The organism is Kitasatospora sp. NPDC058162 (assembly GCF_042884005.1).
In the GTDB taxonomy this organism is placed as follows: domain Bacteria; phylum Actinomycetota; class Actinomycetes; order Streptomycetales; family Streptomycetaceae; genus Kitasatospora.
The window spans coordinates 130,498-148,576 of record NZ_JBHVUS010000005.1; the positions used below are offsets into that span (position 1 = coordinate 130,498).

General features: G+C 72.0%; 16 protein-coding genes. 2 read left to right on the forward strand and 14 right to left on the reverse strand.

The window, feature by feature from the left end; genetic code table 11:
* Positions 1-220: 220 nt before the first annotated feature.
* The 14 genes from ACFVXG_RS12120 to ACFVXG_RS12185 all read right to left on the reverse strand — a co-directional run bounded on the left by ACFVXG_RS12120 (position 221) and on the right by ACFVXG_RS12185 (position 15,618).
* Positions 221-2,740, reverse strand: coding sequence for an ATP-dependent Clp protease ATP-binding subunit (locus ACFVXG_RS12120; RefSeq protein WP_350627582.1), 2,520 nt, complete (start codon positions 2,738-2,740; stop codon positions 221-223).
* Between the two features lie 660 nt (positions 2,741-3,400).
* A complete protein-coding gene (locus tag ACFVXG_RS12125; RefSeq protein WP_387926723.1) occupies positions 3,401-3,751 on the reverse strand; it encodes an Lsr2 family protein in 351 nt (116 codons plus the stop codon).
* Between the two features lie 91 nt (positions 3,752-3,842).
* The gene (locus tag ACFVXG_RS12130) at positions 3,843-4,379 is read right to left on the reverse strand and encodes an amino-acid N-acetyltransferase (protein ID WP_375881681.1); all 537 of its coding nucleotides are present in this window, start codon (positions 4,377-4,379) and stop codon (positions 3,843-3,845) included.
* Between the two features lie 9 nt (positions 4,380-4,388).
* Positions 4,389-4,868, reverse strand: a complete 480-nt coding sequence (locus tag ACFVXG_RS12135) for a BlaI/MecI/CopY family transcriptional regulator (RefSeq protein WP_387926725.1) — start codon at positions 4,866-4,868, stop codon at positions 4,389-4,391.
* A 250-nt stretch (positions 4,869-5,118) separates the two neighbouring features.
* Entirely contained in the window at positions 5,119-6,675 is a 1,557-nt protein-coding gene (lysX, locus tag ACFVXG_RS12140) for a bifunctional lysylphosphatidylglycerol synthetase/lysine--tRNA ligase LysX (RefSeq protein ID WP_387926727.1), read from the reverse strand.
* 132 nt (positions 6,676-6,807) lie between these two features.
* Positions 6,808-7,557, reverse strand: coding sequence for a hypothetical protein (locus ACFVXG_RS12145; protein WP_387926729.1), 750 nt, complete (start codon positions 7,555-7,557; stop codon positions 6,808-6,810).
* Positions 7,558-7,705: 148 nt separating this feature from the next.
* A complete protein-coding gene (locus ACFVXG_RS12150) occupies positions 7,706-8,494 on the reverse strand; it encodes a type III pantothenate kinase (RefSeq protein ID WP_387926730.1) in 789 nt (262 codons plus the stop codon).
* A gap of 60 nt (positions 8,495-8,554) precedes the next feature.
* Positions 8,555-9,523 (reverse strand): carboxylating nicotinate-nucleotide diphosphorylase, encoded by a 969-nt coding sequence (gene nadC, locus ACFVXG_RS12155; protein ID WP_350507703.1) that lies wholly within the window; start codon positions 9,521-9,523, stop codon positions 8,555-8,557.
* Positions 9,524-9,527: 4 nt separating this feature from the next.
* Positions 9,528-11,201 (reverse strand): L-aspartate oxidase, encoded by a 1,674-nt coding sequence (locus tag ACFVXG_RS12160; RefSeq protein WP_387926732.1) that lies wholly within the window; start codon positions 11,199-11,201, stop codon positions 9,528-9,530.
* A gap of 15 nt (positions 11,202-11,216) precedes the next feature.
* A complete protein-coding gene (gene panD / locus ACFVXG_RS12165) occupies positions 11,217-11,666 on the reverse strand; it encodes an aspartate 1-decarboxylase (protein ID WP_350507701.1) in 450 nt (149 codons plus the stop codon).
* A gap of 90 nt (positions 11,667-11,756) precedes the next feature.
* Positions 11,757-12,662, reverse strand: a complete 906-nt coding sequence (gene panC / locus ACFVXG_RS12170; protein ID WP_387926735.1) for a pantoate--beta-alanine ligase — start codon at positions 12,660-12,662, stop codon at positions 11,757-11,759.
* Positions 12,649-13,617 carry a Rossmann-like and DUF2520 domain-containing protein gene (locus tag ACFVXG_RS12175; protein WP_387926737.1) on the reverse strand — a complete coding sequence of 323 codons (969 nt, stop codon included), beginning with the start codon at positions 13,615-13,617 and terminating at the stop codon, positions 12,649-12,651. Before ACFVXG_RS12175 ends, panC begins: the two co-directional genes overlap by 14 nt.
* An 88-nt stretch (positions 13,618-13,705) precedes the next feature.
* A complete protein-coding gene (locus ACFVXG_RS12180) occupies positions 13,706-14,395 on the reverse strand; it encodes a response regulator (RefSeq protein WP_387926739.1) in 690 nt (229 codons plus the stop codon).
* A 26-nt stretch (positions 14,396-14,421) separates the two neighbouring features.
* Positions 14,422-15,618 (reverse strand): sensor histidine kinase, encoded by a 1,197-nt coding sequence (locus ACFVXG_RS12185; RefSeq protein WP_387927135.1) that lies wholly within the window; start codon positions 15,616-15,618, stop codon positions 14,422-14,424.
* A gap of 165 nt (positions 15,619-15,783) precedes the next feature.
* Between ACFVXG_RS12185 and ACFVXG_RS12190 the strand changes: the two genes are divergently transcribed.
* On the forward strand, positions 15,784-16,800 hold the full coding sequence (locus ACFVXG_RS12190) for an SAM-dependent methyltransferase (RefSeq protein ID WP_387926741.1): 1,017 nt from the start codon (positions 15,784-15,786) through the stop codon (positions 16,798-16,800).
* Positions 16,797-17,966 (forward strand): NADH-quinone oxidoreductase subunit D, encoded by a 1,170-nt coding sequence (locus ACFVXG_RS12195; protein WP_387926743.1) that lies wholly within the window; start codon positions 16,797-16,799, stop codon positions 17,964-17,966. The genes ACFVXG_RS12190 and ACFVXG_RS12195 overlap by 4 nt, the downstream gene beginning before the upstream one ends.
* Positions 17,967-18,079 lie beyond the last annotated feature (113 nt).

Genomic DNA, 18,079 nt, shown 5'->3' on the forward strand with positions numbered 1-18,079 from the left:
ATATGAAAGACAGGTGGACGTCATTTGACCGAAGTGGAGACGGAAAAGATAGACCTTGACCGTGACATGGCCACGGCGCTATGCTCGCCGATTTCCCGTCAGCTGACGGTGCGTGAGAGAAGGCCAGGTCCGGGCCCTGCGCCGGCACCCGGAACGCACCGAGCCCCCGGCGCGAACGCCGGGGGCTCGGTGGCTGTGAAGTTGTCTGTTAAATGTTGCTCTACTTCGTCAGGTCCGGACCGGACGAAGCGACCGCGGCCGGGGTGTCCGCGACGGCCGACTTCTCCTCACCGCGGAAGGTGAACTTGGCTTCCTTGCCCTCGCCGTCCACGTCGACGACCACGATGTGGCCGGCCCGCAGCTCGCCGAAGAGGATCTTCTCGGAGAGGTGGTCCTCGATCTCGCGCTGGATGGTGCGGCGCAGCGGACGGGCACCCAGGATCGGGTCGTAGCCGCGCTTGGCCAGCAGCTTCTTGGCCTCGACGCTGAGCTCCAGGCCCATGTCCTTGTCCTTGAGCCGCTCGTCCACCTTGTCGATCATCAGGTCGACGATCTGGATGATGTCGTCCTCGGACAGCTGGTGGAACACCACGATGTCGTCGACGCGGTTCAGGAACTCGGGGCGGAAGTGCTGCTTGAGCTCCTCGCCGACCTTCGCCTTCATCCGCTCGTACCCGGTCTGGGTGTCACCCGTGGCCGCGAAGCCCAGGTTGAAGCCCTTGGAGATGTCCCGGGTGCCGAGGTTGGTCGTCATGATGATGACGGTGTTCTTGAAGTCGACCACGCGGCCCTGGGAGTCGGTCAGGCGACCGTCCTCCAGGATCTGCAGCAGCGAGTTGAAGATGTCCGGGTGGGCCTTCTCGACCTCGTCGAAGAGGACGACCGAGAACGGCTTGCGGCGGACCTTCTCGGTCAGCTGGCCGCCCTCCTCGTAGCCCACGTACCCGGGCGGGGAGCCGAACAGCCGGGAGACGGTGTGCTTCTCGGAGAACTCGGACATGTCGAGCGCGATCAGCGCGTCCTCGTCGCCGAAGAGGAACTCGGCGAGCGTCTTGGACAGTTCGGTCTTACCGACGCCGGACGGGCCGGCGAAGATGAACGAACCGCCGGGGCGCTTCGGGTCCTTGAGGCCCGCACGGGTGCGCCGGATGGCCTGGGAGAGCGCCTTGATGGCGTCCTTCTGGCCGATGACGCGCTTGTGCAGCTCGTCCTCCATGCGCAGCAGCCGGGAGGTCTCCTCCTCGGTCAGCTTGAAGACCGGGATGCCGGTGGCGGTGGCCAGGACCTCGGCGATGAGCTCCTCGTTGACCTCCGCGACGACGTCCATGTCGCCGGCCTTCCACTCCTTCTCGCGCTTGGCCTTGGCCTGCAGGAGCTGCTTCTCGTCGTCGCGCAGGGACGCGGCCTTCTCGAAGTCCTGCGCGTCGATCGCGCTCTCCTTCTCGCGGCGCACGTCGGCGATCTTCTCGTCGAACTCGCGCAGGTCCGGCGGCGCGGTCATCCGGCGGATGCGCATTCGGGAGCCGGCCTCGTCGATCAGGTCGATCGCCTTGTCCGGCAGGAAGCGGTCCGAGATGTACCGGTCGGCCAGGGTGGCGGCGGCGACCAGGGCGGCGTCCGTGATGGAGACCCGGTGGTGGGCCTCGTAGCGGTCGCGCAGACCCTTGAGGATCTCGATGGTGTGCGGCAGCGAGGGCTCGGCGACCTGGATCGGCTGGAAGCGGCGCTCCAGCGCGGCGTCCTTCTCCAGGTGCTTGCGGTACTCGTCCAGGGTGGTGGCACCGATGGTCTGCAGCTCGCCGCGGGCCAGCATCGGCTTGAGGATGCTGGCGGCGTCGATGGCGCCCTCGGCGGCGCCCGCGCCGACCAGGGTGTGCAGCTCGTCGATGAACAGGATGATGTCGCCGCGGGTGCGGATCTCCTTGAGCACCTTCTTCAGGCGCTCCTCGAAGTCACCGCGGTAGCGCGAGCCGGCCACCAGGGCGCCCAGGTCCAGCGTGTAGAGCTGCTTGTCCTTGAGCGTCTCCGGGACCTCGCCCTTGACGATCGCCTGCGCCAGGCCCTCGACCACGGCGGTCTTGCCGACGCCGGGCTCACCGATCAGGACCGGGTTGTTCTTGGTGCGGCGGGACAGCACCTGCATGACCCGCTCGATTTCCTTCTCGCGCCCGATGACCGGGTCGAGCTTGGCCTCGCGGGCGGCCTGGGTGAGGTTGCGCCCGAACTGGTCCAGGACCAGCGAGGTCGACGGGGTGCCCTCGGCGGGCCCGCCGGCCGTGGCCGACTCCTTGCCGCCGCTGGTCTGGTAACCGGAGAGCAGCTGGATGACCTGCTGGCGCACCCGGTTGAGGTCGGCACCCAGCTTCACCAGGACCTGGGCGGCGACGCCCTCGCCCTCGCGGATCAGGCCGAGCAGGATGTGCTCGGTGCCGATGTAGTTGTGGCCGAGCTGCAGGGCCTCCCGGAGCGACAGCTCCAGGACCTTCTTCGCCCGGGGGGTGAAGGGAATGTGACCGGACGGGGCCTGCTGGCCCTGGCCGATGATCTCCTCGACCTGCTGGCGCACGGCCTCAAGGGAAATCCCGAGGCTCTCCAGGGCCTTGGCGGCGACGCCCTCGCCCTCGTGGATCAGACCCAGGAGGATGTGCTCGGTGCCGATGTAGTTGTGGTTGAGCATCCGGGCTTCTTCCTGAGCCAGGACGACAACCCGCCGCGCGCGGTCGGTGAACCTCTCGAACATCGTTTATCGCTCCTCAGAGCGGTCGGGCAGTTCGGGGTCCGTCCCCGCCCTGTCCTTCCGCATGCTAGTCCCGCTCAGCGGCGCGGCCCACGGATTCACTCCCCGGTAGAGGAGCGAGATGCTGCGCGACCAGCCGACACCAATCCCAACCTGATGCTGGGAATCGGTGTTCCCACAGGTGGGCCGGATGCACCGGAAACCGCTACGCCATCGGCGAACAAGCGTCGCCGGAGCGGAGCCGGTCCCTCTTCAGCCGGTCGCACATGCTGCCCCTGGACGGGTCGAAGAACCCGTCCACCTGCATTCATACCCGGTATCGGGGCGGTTCTCGCGCAGTTTCCGCGGTGGCGGTGTTCGCCTGGCGAGAAGTCCGGCCGCGGTGACGGTGGTTCGACGGTGGCCGGGGACGGTCGTACGCCGTCCCGGGGTGTCCGCCCCCGGGGGTGTTTGCGCCGCTTCGCCCCTACAGCGTTGCACAGCTCGTGATTGTTCCGCCGCCCGAGCCCGCCGCCCCGGCCGGGGCCGCCGCAGGGCGGTCCTCCGGGTGCGCGCCGCGGGGCGCGGAGGTGTGACCTCCGCGCCCCGCGCGTGTGTCGTCGGCGCCGTACGCGGCCGCCGGGGCCCCGCATCCGCTCCGGCGGGCCGGTGCCGGCACCGGGCTCAGGCCACGTTGGCCTTGTCGTAGGCCTCGCGGACGGTGCTGGGCACCCGGCCGCGGTCGTTGACCTCCATGCCCTGCTCCTTGGCCCACGCGCGGACCTTCGCGGTGTCGGGAGCGCTGCCGGACGGGCGCGCCGCCGGGGTGCGGCCCGGACGGCGGGGGCCGGCCAGCCGACCGCTCTGCTTGCGGCCCTTCTCCACGTACGGCGCCAGCAGACCGCGCAGCTTGTCCGCGTTGGCGCTCTTCAGGTCGATCTCGTAGGCAACGCCGTCGAGCGCGAACGTCACCGTCTCGTCCGCCGAACCGCCATCGAGATCGTCTTCAAGAATGACCTGCACCCTCTGTGCCACGGGCTTCCCTTTCCGCTAAACGACCCATTGCCTAAGGAAAGGAAAGCGCCTTTCTGCGGAAAACACAAACCCTTGACCGGCTCGGAGTCGCTCAGAGGTGCAGCAGCATGCGTGAGTTGCCCAGTGTGTTGGGCTTCACGCGCTCCAGGTCAAGGAACTCGGCGACACCTTCATCGTACGAGCGGAGAAGTTCTTCATAGACATCCGTAGCGATCGCCGCCGGGTCTGTCGTACCATCATCGGTTTCCTGGAGCTCCCCGATCTCGACGAAACCGTGTTTCGCGAAGAACGGCACCTCGAACGTCAAGCAGAAAATCCGACGGACGCCCAGCCAGCGCGCGGTCTGCACCAGCTTCTCCAGCAGCACGTGCCCGATCCCGAAGCCCCGGCAGGACGGATCGACCGCGAGCGTACGGACCTCGGCGAGGTCCTCCCACATCACGTGCAGGGCGCCGCAGGCCACCACCGCACCGTTGTCGTCCCGTTCCGCGACCCAGAACTCCTGGACCGATTCGAACAGTGTGACTGTGGGCTTGTCGAGCAGAATGCCGTCGCGCGAGTAGGCGTCGATGAGCCCGCGTACGGCCCGTACGTCCGTGGTCCGCGCGCGGCGGATGGTGACCTCCATGGCGGGACGTTATCGCGTCGCGCCCGGCGGGGTCTCCCCGGTATCCACTGAGCCGGTATCGGGGCCGCCGGTATCGGTGCCGTCCGCGGCGGAATCCCCGGCCGGCGGATCGGCCGCTGGATCGGACGGGAACAACGCCGCCACCCGCAACGCGTCCCGGAGGGCCTCGCGTTGCTCCGGCGACATCAGGCCGAAGAAGTGCACCAGGGCGGCCGCGGGATTGTCACCGGTGGCCCAGGCGTCGTTCATCAGAGCCGCCGTGTACGCCTCACGCGAGGAGACCGGTTCATATCGATAGGCCCGGCCGACCCGCTCGCGGCGCAACCAGCCCTTTCTGTGCAGCTTGTCCAGGACGGTCATCACCGTGGTGTACGCGATTTCGCGTTCCGACTGCAGATCCAGGAGAACCTCGCGAACCGTCACCGGTCGGTTCCACCGCCACACCCGGGTCATGATGGCGTTCTCAAGTTCGCCGAGTTGCCGGACCATAGTGCGGCCAGGATAGGGAGTGAATGGGGCAAATCTTGTGAAGTGCGCCAAACCGGCGCGCCGCCACCCCCGGGAATCGGGAATGGCGGCGCGGGTCGTTCGGGGCGGCTGACGGCGTCAGTCGGATCAGTCGATGTCTTCCTTGGCCTTCTGGGCCCCGCCCTGGCTGCGGATGATGGCCCGCACCAGGAATCCGAAGCCGATCGCCATGACCAGCGGTGGCACGATCGCGCTGACGTAGTCCATCAGGTCACTCCTCCTCGGTCTTCTCCGCCGTCGCGGCGGAGGCCTTCGGCTCCGGCTTCACCAGCGGGAAGAGCACGGTCTCCCGGATGTTCTTGCCGGTCAGCAGCATGATCAGGCGGTCCACGCCGAGGCCGAGGCCACCGGTCGGGGGCATCGCGTACTCCAGGGCCCGCAGGAAGTCCTCGTCCACCTGCATCGCCTCGACGTCGCCGCCGGCGGCCAGCAGGGACTGCGCGGTCAGGCGGGCGCGCTGCTCGACCGGGTCGACCAGCTCGGAGTAGGCGGTGCCGATCTCGGTACCGAAGATCACCAGGTCCCACTTCTCGGCCACGCCCGCGATCGAGCGGTGCTGGCGGGTCAGCGGGGAGACCTCGGTCGGGTAGTCCTTGATGAAGGTCGGCCGGACGGCGTTCTCCTCCAGCAGGCGCTCCACCATCTCCAGCACGATCTGGCCGTGGCCCCAGTTCTTCTCGAACGGGATGCCGTGCTCGGCGGCCAGCGCGCGCAGCTCCTCGACGCCGGTCTCCGGGGTGACCTCGACGCCCAGGTGGGCGGAGATGCCCGGGTAGACGCTGACCTCCTCCCACGGCTCGGCCAGGTCGATCTCGTGCTCCACGCCGTGCGGGTCCACGCCCTTGATCACCGTGGTGCCCAGGGCGTCCCGGGCGGCGTTGACGATCGTCGCGCGGATCAGCTCGGCCTGGGTGTCGTAGTCGCCGTAGGCCTCGTACGACTCCAGCGAGGTGAACTCCGGGTTGTGGGTGGAGTCCGCGCCCTCGTTGCGGAAGTTGCGGTTGATCTCGAAGACCTTCTCCGCGCCGCCGACCACCAGCCGCTTGAGGTACAGCTCGGGGGCGATGCGCATGTAGAGGTCGATGTCGTACGCGTTGATGTGCGTCTTGAACGGACGCGCGTTGGCGCCGCCGTGCACCGGCTGGAGCATCGGGGTCTCGACCTCGATGTAGCCGCGGTCCTCGTAGGTGCGGCGGATCGAGCGGACGACCTTGCTGCGCAGGTGCAGGATCTCGCGCGCCTCGGGGTTCACGATCAGGTCGACGTAGCGCTGGCGGACCCGGGCCTCCGGGTCGGTCAGGCCCTTGTGCTTGTCCGGCAGCGGGCGCAGGCACTTGGCGGTGAGCTCCCAGCGGTCCACCATCACCGACAGCTCGCCGCGCTTGGAGGTGATCACCTCGCCCTCGACGCCGACCTGGTCGCCGAGGTCGATGTCGGACTTCCAGGACGCCAGCCGCTCGGCGCCGAGCTTGTCCAGGGAGAGCATCACCTGGAGGTCGCCGGTGCCGTCGCGCAGGGTGGCGAAGCACAGCTTGCCGCCGGTGCGGGACAGGATCACCCGGCCGGTGATGCCGGCGCGCTCGCCGGTCGCGGTGTCGGGTTCGAGGTCCGGGTGCTTGGCACGCAGGTCCGCGATGGTGCTGGTGCGGGGGAATCCGACCGGGTACGGGTCGACCCCGGCCGCCCGGAGCCGGTCCAGCTTCTCGCGCCGGACGCGCATCTGCTCGGGAAGGTCGTCGGTCGCGGGGACAAGGCTCTGATCGCTCACCCCACAAGGGTAGCCAGCCACACACGGTGCTCCGCGACCGGATAACGCCGGACGACGCCGGACGACGCCGGACGACGCCGGAGGGGAGGCCGTCGGGTCGACGGCCCCCCCTCCGGGGCGGGTGCGGGCGGCTCAGCCGGTGCCGGTGCGGAGCTCGACCTCCTCCGGGGCCCGCTCGGCGGGCGGGGCGGGCGGGGCCGGCGGCTTGGGGCGACGGCCGAACAGCTCGGCCGGGGTGGGCATCCGGTGCGGACGGGGCGGGGTCTGCGCGGCGGCGGGCTGCTCCGGGCGGGAGTCCCGGGAGTCGGTGCTGCTCATCGTGATCCGTCCTCCTACAGGGGTGGGGTGACTGCTGGGTGGTGCGGCGGGGTTCGGGACGGCCACCAGGTGGCGGGGGTGGCCGGTGGTGAGCGCGAGCCGTTCGCGGACGGCGGCCTCGGCCAGCGCGTGGCAGCGCCCGGCGAGCCGGGAGCGGCGGGCCCGCTCGCCGTGGCCGCAGGGCTGGCGGGTCAGCCCGCGCAGCGCGGTGAGGTCCTCGGGCGCGGGGAGGTAGCCGTCGGTCACCGCCTCCTCGAGGCGTTCCAGGTAGCCGGCGGCGCTGCCGGGCAGGGCGGCCCGGTAGCGGCCGAGGTCGGCGAGCAGGAAGGCGCGCAGTCGGCCGCCCTCCTGGACGGCCTCGTCGATCGCCTCGGTCAGACGCAGGGCGTCCTGGACGTCCTCGGCCCACAGCTCGGCGCCCGGGCCGGCGAGCGCCGTCCGGTCGGGCCCGTGGAGGTGGACGGGGACGGCGGGGTGCAGGGCTTGGGCGAGGGCTCGGCGCAGCACGCGGACTTCGTCGGCGCTGAAGGCCATGCCGCCGCGCGATCCGTGTGGCGTAGGCATGGGTTGACACTACGTGAGGAATATCCGATTTGTCGGTAACGTCGCGCGGAATTCCGCACGATCGGCCCGCTGGGAAATCCTTCCGCCGTGGCGCCGTCCATGCCGAGCGGGCCGGCGGTCCCCGGGGAGCCGGCCCGCTGAGCGGCGGTCAGGCCGTCGGGCGGTTGCGCTCGTACACCAGGCGCAGGCCGATCAGGGTCAGCCAGGGCTCGTGGACGTCGATGGTGGAGGCCTCGCCGAGGACGAGGGGGGCGAGGCCGCCGGTGGCGATCACCTGGACGTCGTCCGGGTCCTTGGCCAGCTCCCGGGCCATCCGCTCGACCAGGCCGTCGACCTGCCCGGCGAAGCCGTAGAGGATGCCGGACTGCATGCCCTCGACGGTGTTCTTCCCGATCACGTTGCGCGGCCGGGCCAGCTCGATCTTGCGCAGCTGGGCGCCGCGGACGCCGAGCGCCTCGACCGAGATCTCGATGCCGGGGGCGATCGCGCCGCCGACGTAGTCGCCGCGCGCGTTGACGGCGTCGAAGGTGGTCGCGGTGCCGAAGTCGACCACGATGCACGGGCCGCCGTACAGGTGGTTGGCGGCCAGGGCGTTGACGATCCGGTCCGCGCCGACCTCCTTGGGGTTGTCCATCAGGACGTGCACCCCGGTCTTCACGCCGGGCTCCACGATCACCGCGGGGACGTCGCCGTAGTAGCGGCGGGTCACCTCACGGAGCTCGTGGAGCACGGCGGGGACGGAGGAGCAGATCGCCAGGCCCTCCACCGCGGCCTCCTTGACCGCGGTGTGGTTGCCCATCAACCCCTGCAGCAGGACGGCCAGTTCATCGGCCGTGCGACGCGGATCGGTGGAGATCCGCCAGTGTTCCACCACTTCCTCGCCGTCGAACAGGCCGAGTGTGGTCTGGGTGTTGCCGACGTCGATGGTGAGGAGCACGAGGACGCTTTCTGCGAGTCGGGACGGGGTCGGGGGCAGGGACCGCTCTCGACCTGACGGTCAGGCGCGCAGGTCCAGGCCGATGTCCAGGATCGGCGAGGAGTGGGTCAGCGCGCCCACGGCCAGGTAGTCGACACCAGTCTGGGCGACCTCGCGCGCGTCGGCCAGGGTCAGTCCGCCGGAGGCCTCCAGCTTCGCCCGGCCGGCCACCAGCGCGACGGCCTCCTTCAGCTGGTCGACGGTGAAGTTGTCCAGCAGGATCAGGTCCGCACCGGCCTCCAGCACCGGCGGGATCTGCGCCAGCTCGTCCACCTCGACCTCGACCGGCAGCTCCGGGTACGCGGCCCGGACGGCCCGGAAGGCCTCGGCCACGCCGCCGGCCGCGACCACGTGGTTGTCCTTCACCAGGGCGGCGTCCGAGAGCGCCATCCGGTGGTTGGCGCCGCCGCCGCAGCGGACCGCGAACTTCTGCAGCGCGCGCAGGCCCGGGGTGGTCTTGCGGGTGTCCCGGACGACCGCGCCGGTGCCCTCCAGGGCGTCCGCCCAGGCCCGGGTCGCGGTGGCGATGCCGGACAGGTGGCAGAGCAGGTTGAGCGCGCTGCGCTCGGCGGTCAGCAGGTCGCGGGTGCGCGAGCGCACCGACAGCAGCACCTGGCCGGCCTCGACCCGGTCGCCGTCCTGGACGTGCCGCTCGACCTCGAACTCCTCCTCGCAGACCAGCGAGACGACCGCCTCGGCGACCCGCAGGCCGGCGACCACGCCCGCCTGACGGGCGGTGAAGTCGGCGGTCGCGACCGCGTCGGCGGGCACGGTGGCCACCGAGGTGACGTCCTCGCCGCCGGCCAGGTCCTCGGCCAGCGCCAGGGTGGCGATGTCCTCGACCTCGATCGGGTCCAGCCCGGCCTCCTCCAGCAGCTCGGCCAGCTGCGGGTCCAGGCCGGTCTCGTAGCCTTCGCCGTCCCCGCAGGCGCAGCCGTCGCCGCAGCCGCCCTGGTCGGCCAGCGGGAGTTCCTCGTGCGAGTGGGTCATGGTTCTACTGCTCCTCAGGGGTGCTGACGGGGTCGCCGGAGGCGGCGAGGGTGGTGATCAGGTGGCGCCGCCAGTGGGCGTCGTCGCGCTCGGGGAAGTCCTCGCGCCAGTGGCAGCCGCGGGTCTCCTCGCGCTGCGCGGCGGCCGCGACCAGCGCGGTGGCGACCAGCAGCAGGTTGGCGGCCTCCCAGGTCTCCACCCGGGGGTCGGCCGGCTTCTCCTCGGCCACGTGGAAGTGGGCCTGCTCGGCGAGCAGGGCCAGCCCGGCCGCGGTGTCGGCCATCGAGGCGGCCGAGCGCACCACGCCCGCGCCGCGCGACATCAGCCGCTGGATCTCCGCCCGGGCCTCGGACGGCGGCAGCGGCACCGGCTGCGCGGCCCGCGCGGCGGCGACGTCCACCGTGCGCTCGGGCAGCTCGCCGGCCGCGTTCCGGGCGGCCAGGTCGGCGGCGATCCGCTCGGCGAAGACCAGGCCCTCCAGCAGCGAGTTGGAGGCCAGCCGGTTGGCGCCGTGCACCCCGGTGCAGGCGACCTCGCCGCAGGCGTACAGGCCGGGGACGCTGGTGCGGCCGTGCTGGTCGGTGCGGATGCCGCCGGAGGCGAAGTGCGCGGCCGGGGAGATCGGGATCGGCTCGGTGACCGGGTCGATGCCGTTCGCCCGGCAGGAGGCGAGGATGGTCGGGAAGCGGTGCTCCCACATCTCGGCGCCGAAGTGCCGCCCGTCCAGGAACATGTGCTCGGCGCCCTGCTGCTGCATGCGCCGGGTGATGGCCTTGGCGACGACGTCGCGCGGGGCCAGCTCGGCCAGCTCGTGCTGCCCGACCATGAAGCGGACGCCGTCCGCGTCGACCAGGTGGGCGCCCTCGCCGCGGACCGCCTCGGAGACCAGCGGCTGCTGGCCCTCGGCGTCCGGACCGAGCCACAGCACGGTGGGGTGGAACTGGACGAACTCCAGGTCGGTGACGGCGGCGCCGGCCCGCAGGGCCAGGGCCACGCCGTCGCCGGTGGAGACCGCCGGGTTGGTGGTGGCGGAGAAGACCTGGCCCATGCCGCCGGTGGCGAGCACCACCGCGCGGGCCCGGACGGCGCCGACGCCGTCGCGCTGGCCCTCGCCCATCACGTGCAGGGTCAGCCCGGCGGCGTGGCCCTCGGCGTCGGTCAGCAGGTCGAGGACGAGCGCGTGCTCGATCAGCTCGATCTCGGGGGCGGTGCGGACGGCGGCGACCAGGGCGCGCGATATCTCGGCGCCGGTCGCGTCCCCGCCCGCGTGCACGATCCGGCGGCGGTGGTGGCCGCCCTCGCGGGTCAGCATGACCTCGCCGTCCTCGCCCCGGTCGAACAGGGCGCCGGCGGCGATCAGCCGGCGGACGGCGTCCGGGCCCTCGGTGACCAGGGTGCGGACGGCCTCCTCGTCACAGAGGCCGGCGCCGGCCACCAGGGTGTCGTCCAGGTGCTGCTCGGGGGTGTCCCCCTCGCCCAGGGCGGCCGCGACGCCGCCCTGGGCCCAGCGGGTCGAGCCCTCGTCCAGCATCGACTTGGTGACCACCATGGCCCGCAGGCCGGCCTTGCGGACGTTGAGGGCGACGGTGAGGCCGGCCACCCCGGAGCCGACCACGACCACGTCGGTGTCGGCGGTCCACCCGGGGTTCGGGGCGGTGAGGCGGTGCGTAACGGGCATGGCTCAGTGGCTCCTTCAGCGCGTGGCCGTGGTGGCCGCGCCGTCCTCGTCACGGTACGCCTCGTCACCGCGCAGCAGTCCGCTGCCCTCCGGTGCCTCGGCGGGGTCGCCGCCGAAGCCGGTGATCCGGTTCCGCTCGTCCACGAAGACGACCTTCGGCTCGTAGCCCTTGGCCTCGGCCGTGTCCATCTGCCCGTAGGCGATGAGTATGACGAGGTCGCCCGGGTGGACCAGGCGGGCGGCGGCGCCGTTGATGCCGATCACGCCGGTGCCGCGCGGGCCGGCGATGGTGTACGTCTCCAGCCGGGCGCCGTTGTTGATGTCGACGATGTGGACCAGCTCGCCGGGGAGCAGGTCGGCGGCGTCGAGCAGGTCCTCGTCCACCGTGACCGAGCCGACGTAGTGCAGGTCGGCCTGGGTCACGGTGGCCCGGTGGATCTTGGACTTGAGCATGGTGCGGAGCATTGCGGGTCACGCCTCCTGTGAGTGCATGCCTAAAAAGGGATCTTGCTACCGGTGTTTCAGCGAACGATTCTGTGCTTGTCGGTCATCTGCCTAGCGGCAGATGACGTGGGCGTTGTCGATCAGGCGGGTCGAGCCCACCTTCGCGGCGACGGCCAGCACCGCCTCGCCCTGGAAGTCGTCCGCCGCCTCCGAGAAGTCGTGCGGGTCGATCAGGGCGAGGTAGTCGAGGGTGACGCCCTCGGCGCCGTCCAGGACGGCGGAGGCGGCCTCGCGCACGGCCTTCGGGCCCTGCGCGGCGACGTCCCGGCCGGCGAACAGGGCCTTGGACAGGGCGAGGGCGCGCTCGCGCTCCTCCTCCGAGAGGAAGCGGTTGCGCGAGGACAGCGCCAGGCCGTCCTCCTCGCGGACGGTCGGCACGCCGACGATCTCGACGTCGAAGTCCAGGTCGGCGACCATCCGCTGGATGAGCGCCAGCTGCTGGGCGTCCTTCTCGCCGAAGAAGGCGAAGTCCGGGTCGGTGATGTGCAGCAGCTTGGCGACGACGGTCAGCACCCCGTCGAAGTGGCCGGGGCGGGTGGCGCCCTCGAAGCGCTCGCCCATCGGGCCGGCCGCCAGGCGCACCTGAGGCTCGCCGTTCGGGTAGACCTCCTCGACGGTGGGCGCGAACACCACGTCGGCGCCGTTCTCCTCGGCCAGCTTCACGTCGGCGTCGAGGGTGCGCGGGTAGCGGTCCAGGTCCTCGGACGGGCCGAACTGCAGCGGGTTGACGAAGACCGTCACCGCGACCCGGCCCTCCCGGCCGACCTGCTTGCGGGCGGCCCGGATCAGCGCGGCGTGGCCCTCGTGCAGGGCGCCCATGGTCATCACCACGGCGTTGTCCACCGGGCTCTCGTCCGGCCAGAACGCGGCCTCGAAGTCGTCCACGGTGTGGGTGACGACGGCCCGGTGGACCTTCGGCGCCCGCTGGGGCTTGTTCGGCTGCTTACCGCGTGCCATCGCGCTTCTCCTCGTTCAGTACGTCCAGCAGTTCCGCCGCCGACGCGTCGTCGATCGTCCCGTTGGCGAGCGCCCGCTGCGCGGTGGCACGGGCCATCGCGCGGTAGGCGGCCGGGATGTCCGGGGACACCGTACTGAGCTGCGCCAGGTGGCGCCGTACGGTGCCCGCGTCGCCCCGGGCGACCGGGCCGGTGAGGGCCGCGTCGCCGGAGCGCAGGCTGTTGTCCAGGGCCGCGCCGAGCAGCGGGCCGAGCATCCGGCCGGGCTCGGCGACGCCGGCCGTGCGCAGCAGGTCCATCGCCTGGGCGACCAGGGTGACCAGGTGGTTCGCGCCGTGCGCGAGGGCGGTGTGGTAGAGCGGACGGACCTCCTCGGGCACCCACTCGGGCTCGCCGCCCATCTCCACCACCAGGGCCTCGGCGACCGGCCGCAGCTCCTCGGGGGCGGTCACCCCGAACGGGCAGCCGGCCAGCCGGGCCAGGTCCACGGAGGTGCCGGCGAAGGTCATCGCCGGGTGCAGGGCCAGCGGCAGCGCCCCGGCCCGGGTGGCGGGCTCCAGGATGCCGACGCCGTGCGCGCCGGAGGTGTGCACCAGCAGCTGGCCGGGGCGCACCGCCCCGGTGGCGGCCAGACCGGCCACCAGGTCGGCCAGCGCGTCGTCCGGGACGGTCAGCAGCACCAGGTCGGCGGCGGCCATGACCTGCGGCGGGGTGACGATCCGCACGCCCGGGAGCAGGGCCTCGGCGCGGCGGCGGGAGGTGGCGGACACCCCGGAGGCGGCGACCACGGTGTGCCCGGCGAGCTGCAGGGCGGCGCCCAGCGCGGGGCCGACCCGGCCGGTGCCGATCACGCCGACGGTGAGCCGGGCCGGGCGGTTGCCGGGGTCGCGGGGATCACCGAGGCCGTCGGCGAGCGGGGCGAACTCGCCGAAGTCGGCGAAGTCGGACGAACCCATGTCCACCCTTGTCCTGAATGACCGTTCCGGTCCACCTGCGGGTACCGGACGTACCGCCCCAGTGTACGGGCGGCCCCGGCAGTCGTTCCTAGTCCGCGGCCCCGGCCCGGATCAGTCCGGCCTCGTACGCCAGCACCACCGCCTGGACCCGGTCGCGCAGCCCCAGCTTGGCCAGGATCCGGCCGACGTGGGTCTTCACGGTGGCCTCCGAGAGCACCAGCCGGGCCGCGATCTCGCCGTTCGACAGGCCCTGGGCGACCAGCAGGAACACCTCCCGCTCCCGCTCGGTCAGCGGGCCCAGGACGTCCGAGCCGGGCGCGCTCTGCGGGGTCGGCAGCACCTCCGCGAAGCGGTCGATCATCCGGCGGGTGGTGGTCGGGGCGACCACCGCGTCCCCGCCGTGCACCGCGCGGATCGCGGCCACCAGCTCGGTCGGCGGGACGTCCTTGAGCAGGAAGCCGCTGGCCCCGGCCTTGAGCGCGGCGAAGGCGTACTCGTCCAGGTCGAAGGTGGTGAGGATGAGCACGTGCGGGGCGTTCGGCAGCGGGCTGCCGTCCTCGGCCAGGCAGATCCGGCGGGTCGCCTGCACCCCGTCCAGGCGCGGCATCCGGACGTCCATCAGGATCACGTCCACCTGCGTGTGCCGCAGCTGGTCCAGGGCCTGGGCGCCGTCGCCCGCCTCGGCGGCGATCTCGATGTCGCCCTGCGACTGGAGGATCATCCGGAAGCCGGTGCGCAGCAGCTCCTGGTCGTCGACGAGCATCACGCGGATGGTCAAGGTGGCTCCTAACAGGGGGCGGAGGGTTAGTGTGCCGCCTTGAGCGGGAGGACGGCGCGGATCCGGAAGCCGCCGCCGGGGCGGGGGCCCACGTCGAGGCTGCCGCTGACCATGCCGACCCGCTCGCGCATGCCGATCAGGCCGTGGCCCAGACCGTCCGTGCCGCCGGCGGCCAGTTGTTCGTCGGTGCTGCCGCGGCCGTCGTCCTCCACCAGGACGGCCAGCTCGCGTTCGCCGAAGTCGACCGCGACCCGGGCGTGCACATCGGGGCCGCCGTGCTTGCGGACGTTGGTGAGCGCCTCCTGGACGATCCGGTAGACCGTCAGCTCGACGCCGCGCGGCAGCTCGCGCGGGTGGCCGGAGGTCGCGTAGTCGACCGCCAGCCCGGCGGTGCGGACCTGCTCCAGCAGGTCCGGCAGCTCCTCGACGCCCGGCTGCGGGACGTACTCCTCGGCGGTGTCGGCGGTGCGCAGCACACCCAGCAGGCGGCGCATCTCGACCAGGGCCTGCCGCCCGGTGGAGGCGATCGTGCCGAGCGCCTCCTTCGCCTGCTGCGGGGAGTTGTCGAGGACGTAGGCGGCGCCGTCGGCCTGGACGATCATCACCGACACGTTGTGCGCGACCACGTCGTGCAGCTCGCGGGCGATCCGGGCCCGTTCGGCCGCGACCGCGACCTTGGCCTGGGCGTCCCGCTCGCGCTCCAGCCGGGCCGCGCGGTCCTCCAGCTCGGTCAGGTAGGCGCGGCGCACCCTGGTCAGCCGGCCCCAGGCCCAGCAGAGGATGAACGGGGTGCTCATCAGCAGGGTGATCAGCACCGCCTCGCCGACGCCGTACGGGCGGGAGACGTACACCCCGGTGTGGTCGGTGGTGGACGTCTTCACCAGGTGCATCCGCCAGAACGCCAGCGGGCCGGCGGCGAGTCCGGCGACCAGGGCGAGCCGGGAGGTCCACTTCTGGCCGAAGGCGGCGCCGGTGTAGGCGAAGACCAGGTAGGCGATGGAGGAGGCGCCCGGGTCGACGTCGGCGGCCACCTGGCCGAGGGCGACGCCGGTGGCGGCGGCGACGGTGACGTCGGGGAAGCGGCGGCGGAAGACCATCAGCAGCGGCAGCAGCACCGCGACCAGGATCTCGGCGTTGAGGCGCCAGCCCTCGTCGGGGAAGTTGCTGCTGGACAGCAGGGAGAAGAAGAGTACGAACGACGCCCAGACGGCGTCGACCACCATGGGGTGACGGCGGAGCCAGGCGTTGAGTCGATGCACGTCTCCAGCCTAGGCAGTCGCGCGTGGTGCCCAGGTCCGCCGGTAGGGCGATCCGTCCTACTCCGTAGGTCGGAGACGGCCGGGCTCCGGTTGGGAGGGGCAGCATGGAGCCCGGTAGCGTCCGGGCCCATGACGTGGATGCGGTGGGCGCCCGCCATGGAACGGGCCCTGTACGACCAGGACGGCGGCTTCTACCGCAGGCCGGAGGGCCCGGCCGGGCACTTCCGCACCTCGGTGCACGCCTCGCCGAGGTTCGCCCGTGCGGTGGCGCGCCTGCTGCTGGAGGTTGACGAGGCCCTCGGTCGTCCGGAGGAGCTGGCCCTGATCGACGTCGGGGCCGGGCGCGGGGAACTGCTGGCCGGCGTGCTGGCCGAACTGCCCGCCGCGGTGCTCGCGCGGCTGCGCCCGTACGGCGTGGAGATCGCGGAGCGCCCGCCCGGACTTCCGTCCACAGCCCTGTGGACGACGGAGCCGCCGCGCGGCGCGACCGGGCTGCTGTTCGCCAACGAGTGGCTGGACAACGTGCCGCTGGACGCCGGGGAGGTCGACGGGGACGGGGTGCTGCGCTACCGCGAGGTGGACACCGCGACCGGTGCGGAGCGCCTCGGCGAACCCGTCTCGGCGGCCGACGCGGCCTGGGCCGAACGCTGGTGGCCCGCCTCCGCGCCCGGGGACGTGGTGGAGTTCGGCGCGCCCCGGGACGCCGCCTGGGCCCGGGCCGTGGCCGGGCTGGAGCGCGGACTGGCCGTCGCCGTCGACTACGGGCACACGGCCGGGCGGCGCCCGCCGTTCGGGACCTTCATCGGCTTCCGGGACGGCCGGGAGGTGGCCCCGGTGCCGGACGGCTCCCGCGACGTGACCGCGCACGTCGCGCTGGACGCCGTCGCCGTGCCCGGTCTCCACAGCCTGTGGACGACGCAGCGCGAGGCCCTGCGCGCGCTCGGGGTCAGCGGCGGACGACCGCCGCTGGCGCTCGCCTCCACCGACCCGGTCGGCTACCTGCGGGCGCTGAGCGGCGCGGGGGAGGGGGCCGAACTCACCGACCCGGCCGGGCTGGGCGCCTTCGGGTGGGTCCTCCAGGCCGTCCACATGCCGGTACCGCGGAGCTTGGAGCTGCTGCCGGGATGGCAGACTCTGGGGTCATGAGGGAGACCACGGTCGGCATCGGGGCGGGAGCCGAGAACTTCACCGGCGAGGCGGGCACCACCGACATGGTGCTCAACATCGGCCCGCAGCACCCGGCCACCCACGGCGTGCTGCGGCTGCGCCTGCTGCTCGACGGCGAGCGGATCGTCACCGCCGAGCCGGTGATCGGCTACATGCACCGCGGCGCGGAGAAGCTGTTCGAGGCCCGCGACTACCGGCAGATCATCATGCTGGCCAACCGGCACGACTGGCTCTCCGCCTTCTCCAACGAACTCGGCGTCGTGCTCGGCGTGGAGCGGATGCTCGGCATGGAGGTCCCCGAGCGGGCGGTGTGGATCCGCACCCTGCTCGCCGAACTCAACCGGGTGCTCAACCACCTGATGTTCCTCGGCTCCTACCCGCTGGAACTGGGCGGGATCACCCCGATCTTCCACGCCTTCACCGGCCGCGAGGACCTCCAGCACGTGCTGGAGGAGGCCTCCGGCGGCCGGATGCACTACATGTTCAACCGGGTCGGCGGCCTCAAGGAGGACCTCCCGGCCGGCTGGCTCGGCCGGGTCCGCACCGCCGTCGCCACCGTCCGCTCGCAGCTGCCGGTCTTCGAGGACCTCGTCCTCGGCAACGAGATCTTCCGCGCCCGCACCGCCGGCGTCGGCGTCCTCACCGCGGCCCAGGCCCAGGCGTACGGGGTCAGCGGCCCGATCGCCCGGGCCAGCGGCCTCGACTTCGACCTGCGCCGCGACGAGCCCTACCTCGCGTACGGCTCCGAGGAGCTGCGGCAGGTGCTCACCGTCGTCACCCGTGAGGAGGGCGACTGCCTCGCCCGCTTCGAGTGCCTGCTGGAGCAGACCCTCAACTCGCTGGACCTCGCCGACGCCTGCCTCGACAAGCTGGCCACCCTGCCGCCCGGCCCGGTCAACCAGCGGCTGCCCAAGGTGCTCAAGGCGCCCGAGGGCAGCACCTACGCGTGGACCGAGAACCCGCTCGGGGTCAACGGCTACTACCTGGTCTCGCGCGGCGACAAGACGCCGTGGCGGCTCAAGCTGCGCTCGGCGTCCTTCAACAACATCCAGGCGCTGATCGAGCTGCTGCCGGGGACGCTGGTCGCCGACATGGTGGCGATCCTCGGGTCGATGTTCTTCGTGGTCGGGGACATCGACAAATAGACCGACCGGTCTACCGGGGGTGTTTGGACCGACCGGTCTACAGACAGGTGTCTGGACCGACCGGTCTACAGACAGGTGTCTGGACCGACCGGTCTACAGACAGGTGTCTGGAC

What these genes read in the sequence shown, in the direction of transcription:
- panD (WP_350507701.1), bottom strand. Translation starts at nt 11,666, where the DNA reads ATGCTCCGCACCATGCTCAAGTCCAAGATCCACCGGGCCACCGTGACC.
- nadC (WP_350507703.1), bottom strand. Translation starts at nt 9,523, where the DNA reads ATGACCCACTCGCACGAGGAACTCCCGCTGGCCGACCAGGGCGGCTGC.
- ACFVXG_RS12190 (WP_387926741.1), top strand. Translation starts at nt 15,784, where the DNA reads ATGACGTGGATGCGGTGGGCGCCCGCCATGGAACGGGCCCTGTACGAC.
- ACFVXG_RS12120 (WP_350627582.1), bottom strand. Translation starts at nt 2,740, where the DNA reads ATGTTCGAGAGGTTCACCGACCGCGCGCGGCGGGTTGTCGTCCTGGCT.
- ACFVXG_RS12195 (WP_387926743.1), top strand. Translation starts at nt 16,797, where the DNA reads ATGAGGGAGACCACGGTCGGCATCGGGGCGGGAGCCGAGAACTTCACC.
- ACFVXG_RS12185 (WP_387927135.1), bottom strand. Translation starts at nt 15,618, where the DNA reads ATGGTGGTCGACGCCGTCTGGGCGTCGTTCGTACTCTTCTTCTCCCTG.
- ACFVXG_RS12175 (WP_387926737.1), bottom strand. Translation starts at nt 13,617, where the DNA reads ATGGGTTCGTCCGACTTCGCCGACTTCGGCGAGTTCGCCCCGCTCGCC.
- panC (WP_387926735.1), bottom strand. Translation starts at nt 12,662, where the DNA reads ATGGCACGCGGTAAGCAGCCGAACAAGCCCCAGCGGGCGCCGAAGGTC.
- ACFVXG_RS12145 (WP_387926729.1), bottom strand. Translation starts at nt 7,557, where the DNA reads ATGCCTACGCCACACGGATCGCGCGGCGGCATGGCCTTCAGCGCCGAC.
- ACFVXG_RS12130 (WP_375881681.1), bottom strand. Translation starts at nt 4,379, where the DNA reads ATGGAGGTCACCATCCGCCGCGCGCGGACCACGGACGTACGGGCCGTA.
- ACFVXG_RS12135 (WP_387926725.1), bottom strand. Translation starts at nt 4,868, where the DNA reads ATGGTCCGGCAACTCGGCGAACTTGAGAACGCCATCATGACCCGGGTG.
- ACFVXG_RS12160 (WP_387926732.1), bottom strand. Translation starts at nt 11,201, where the DNA reads ATGCCCGTTACGCACCGCCTCACCGCCCCGAACCCCGGGTGGACCGCC.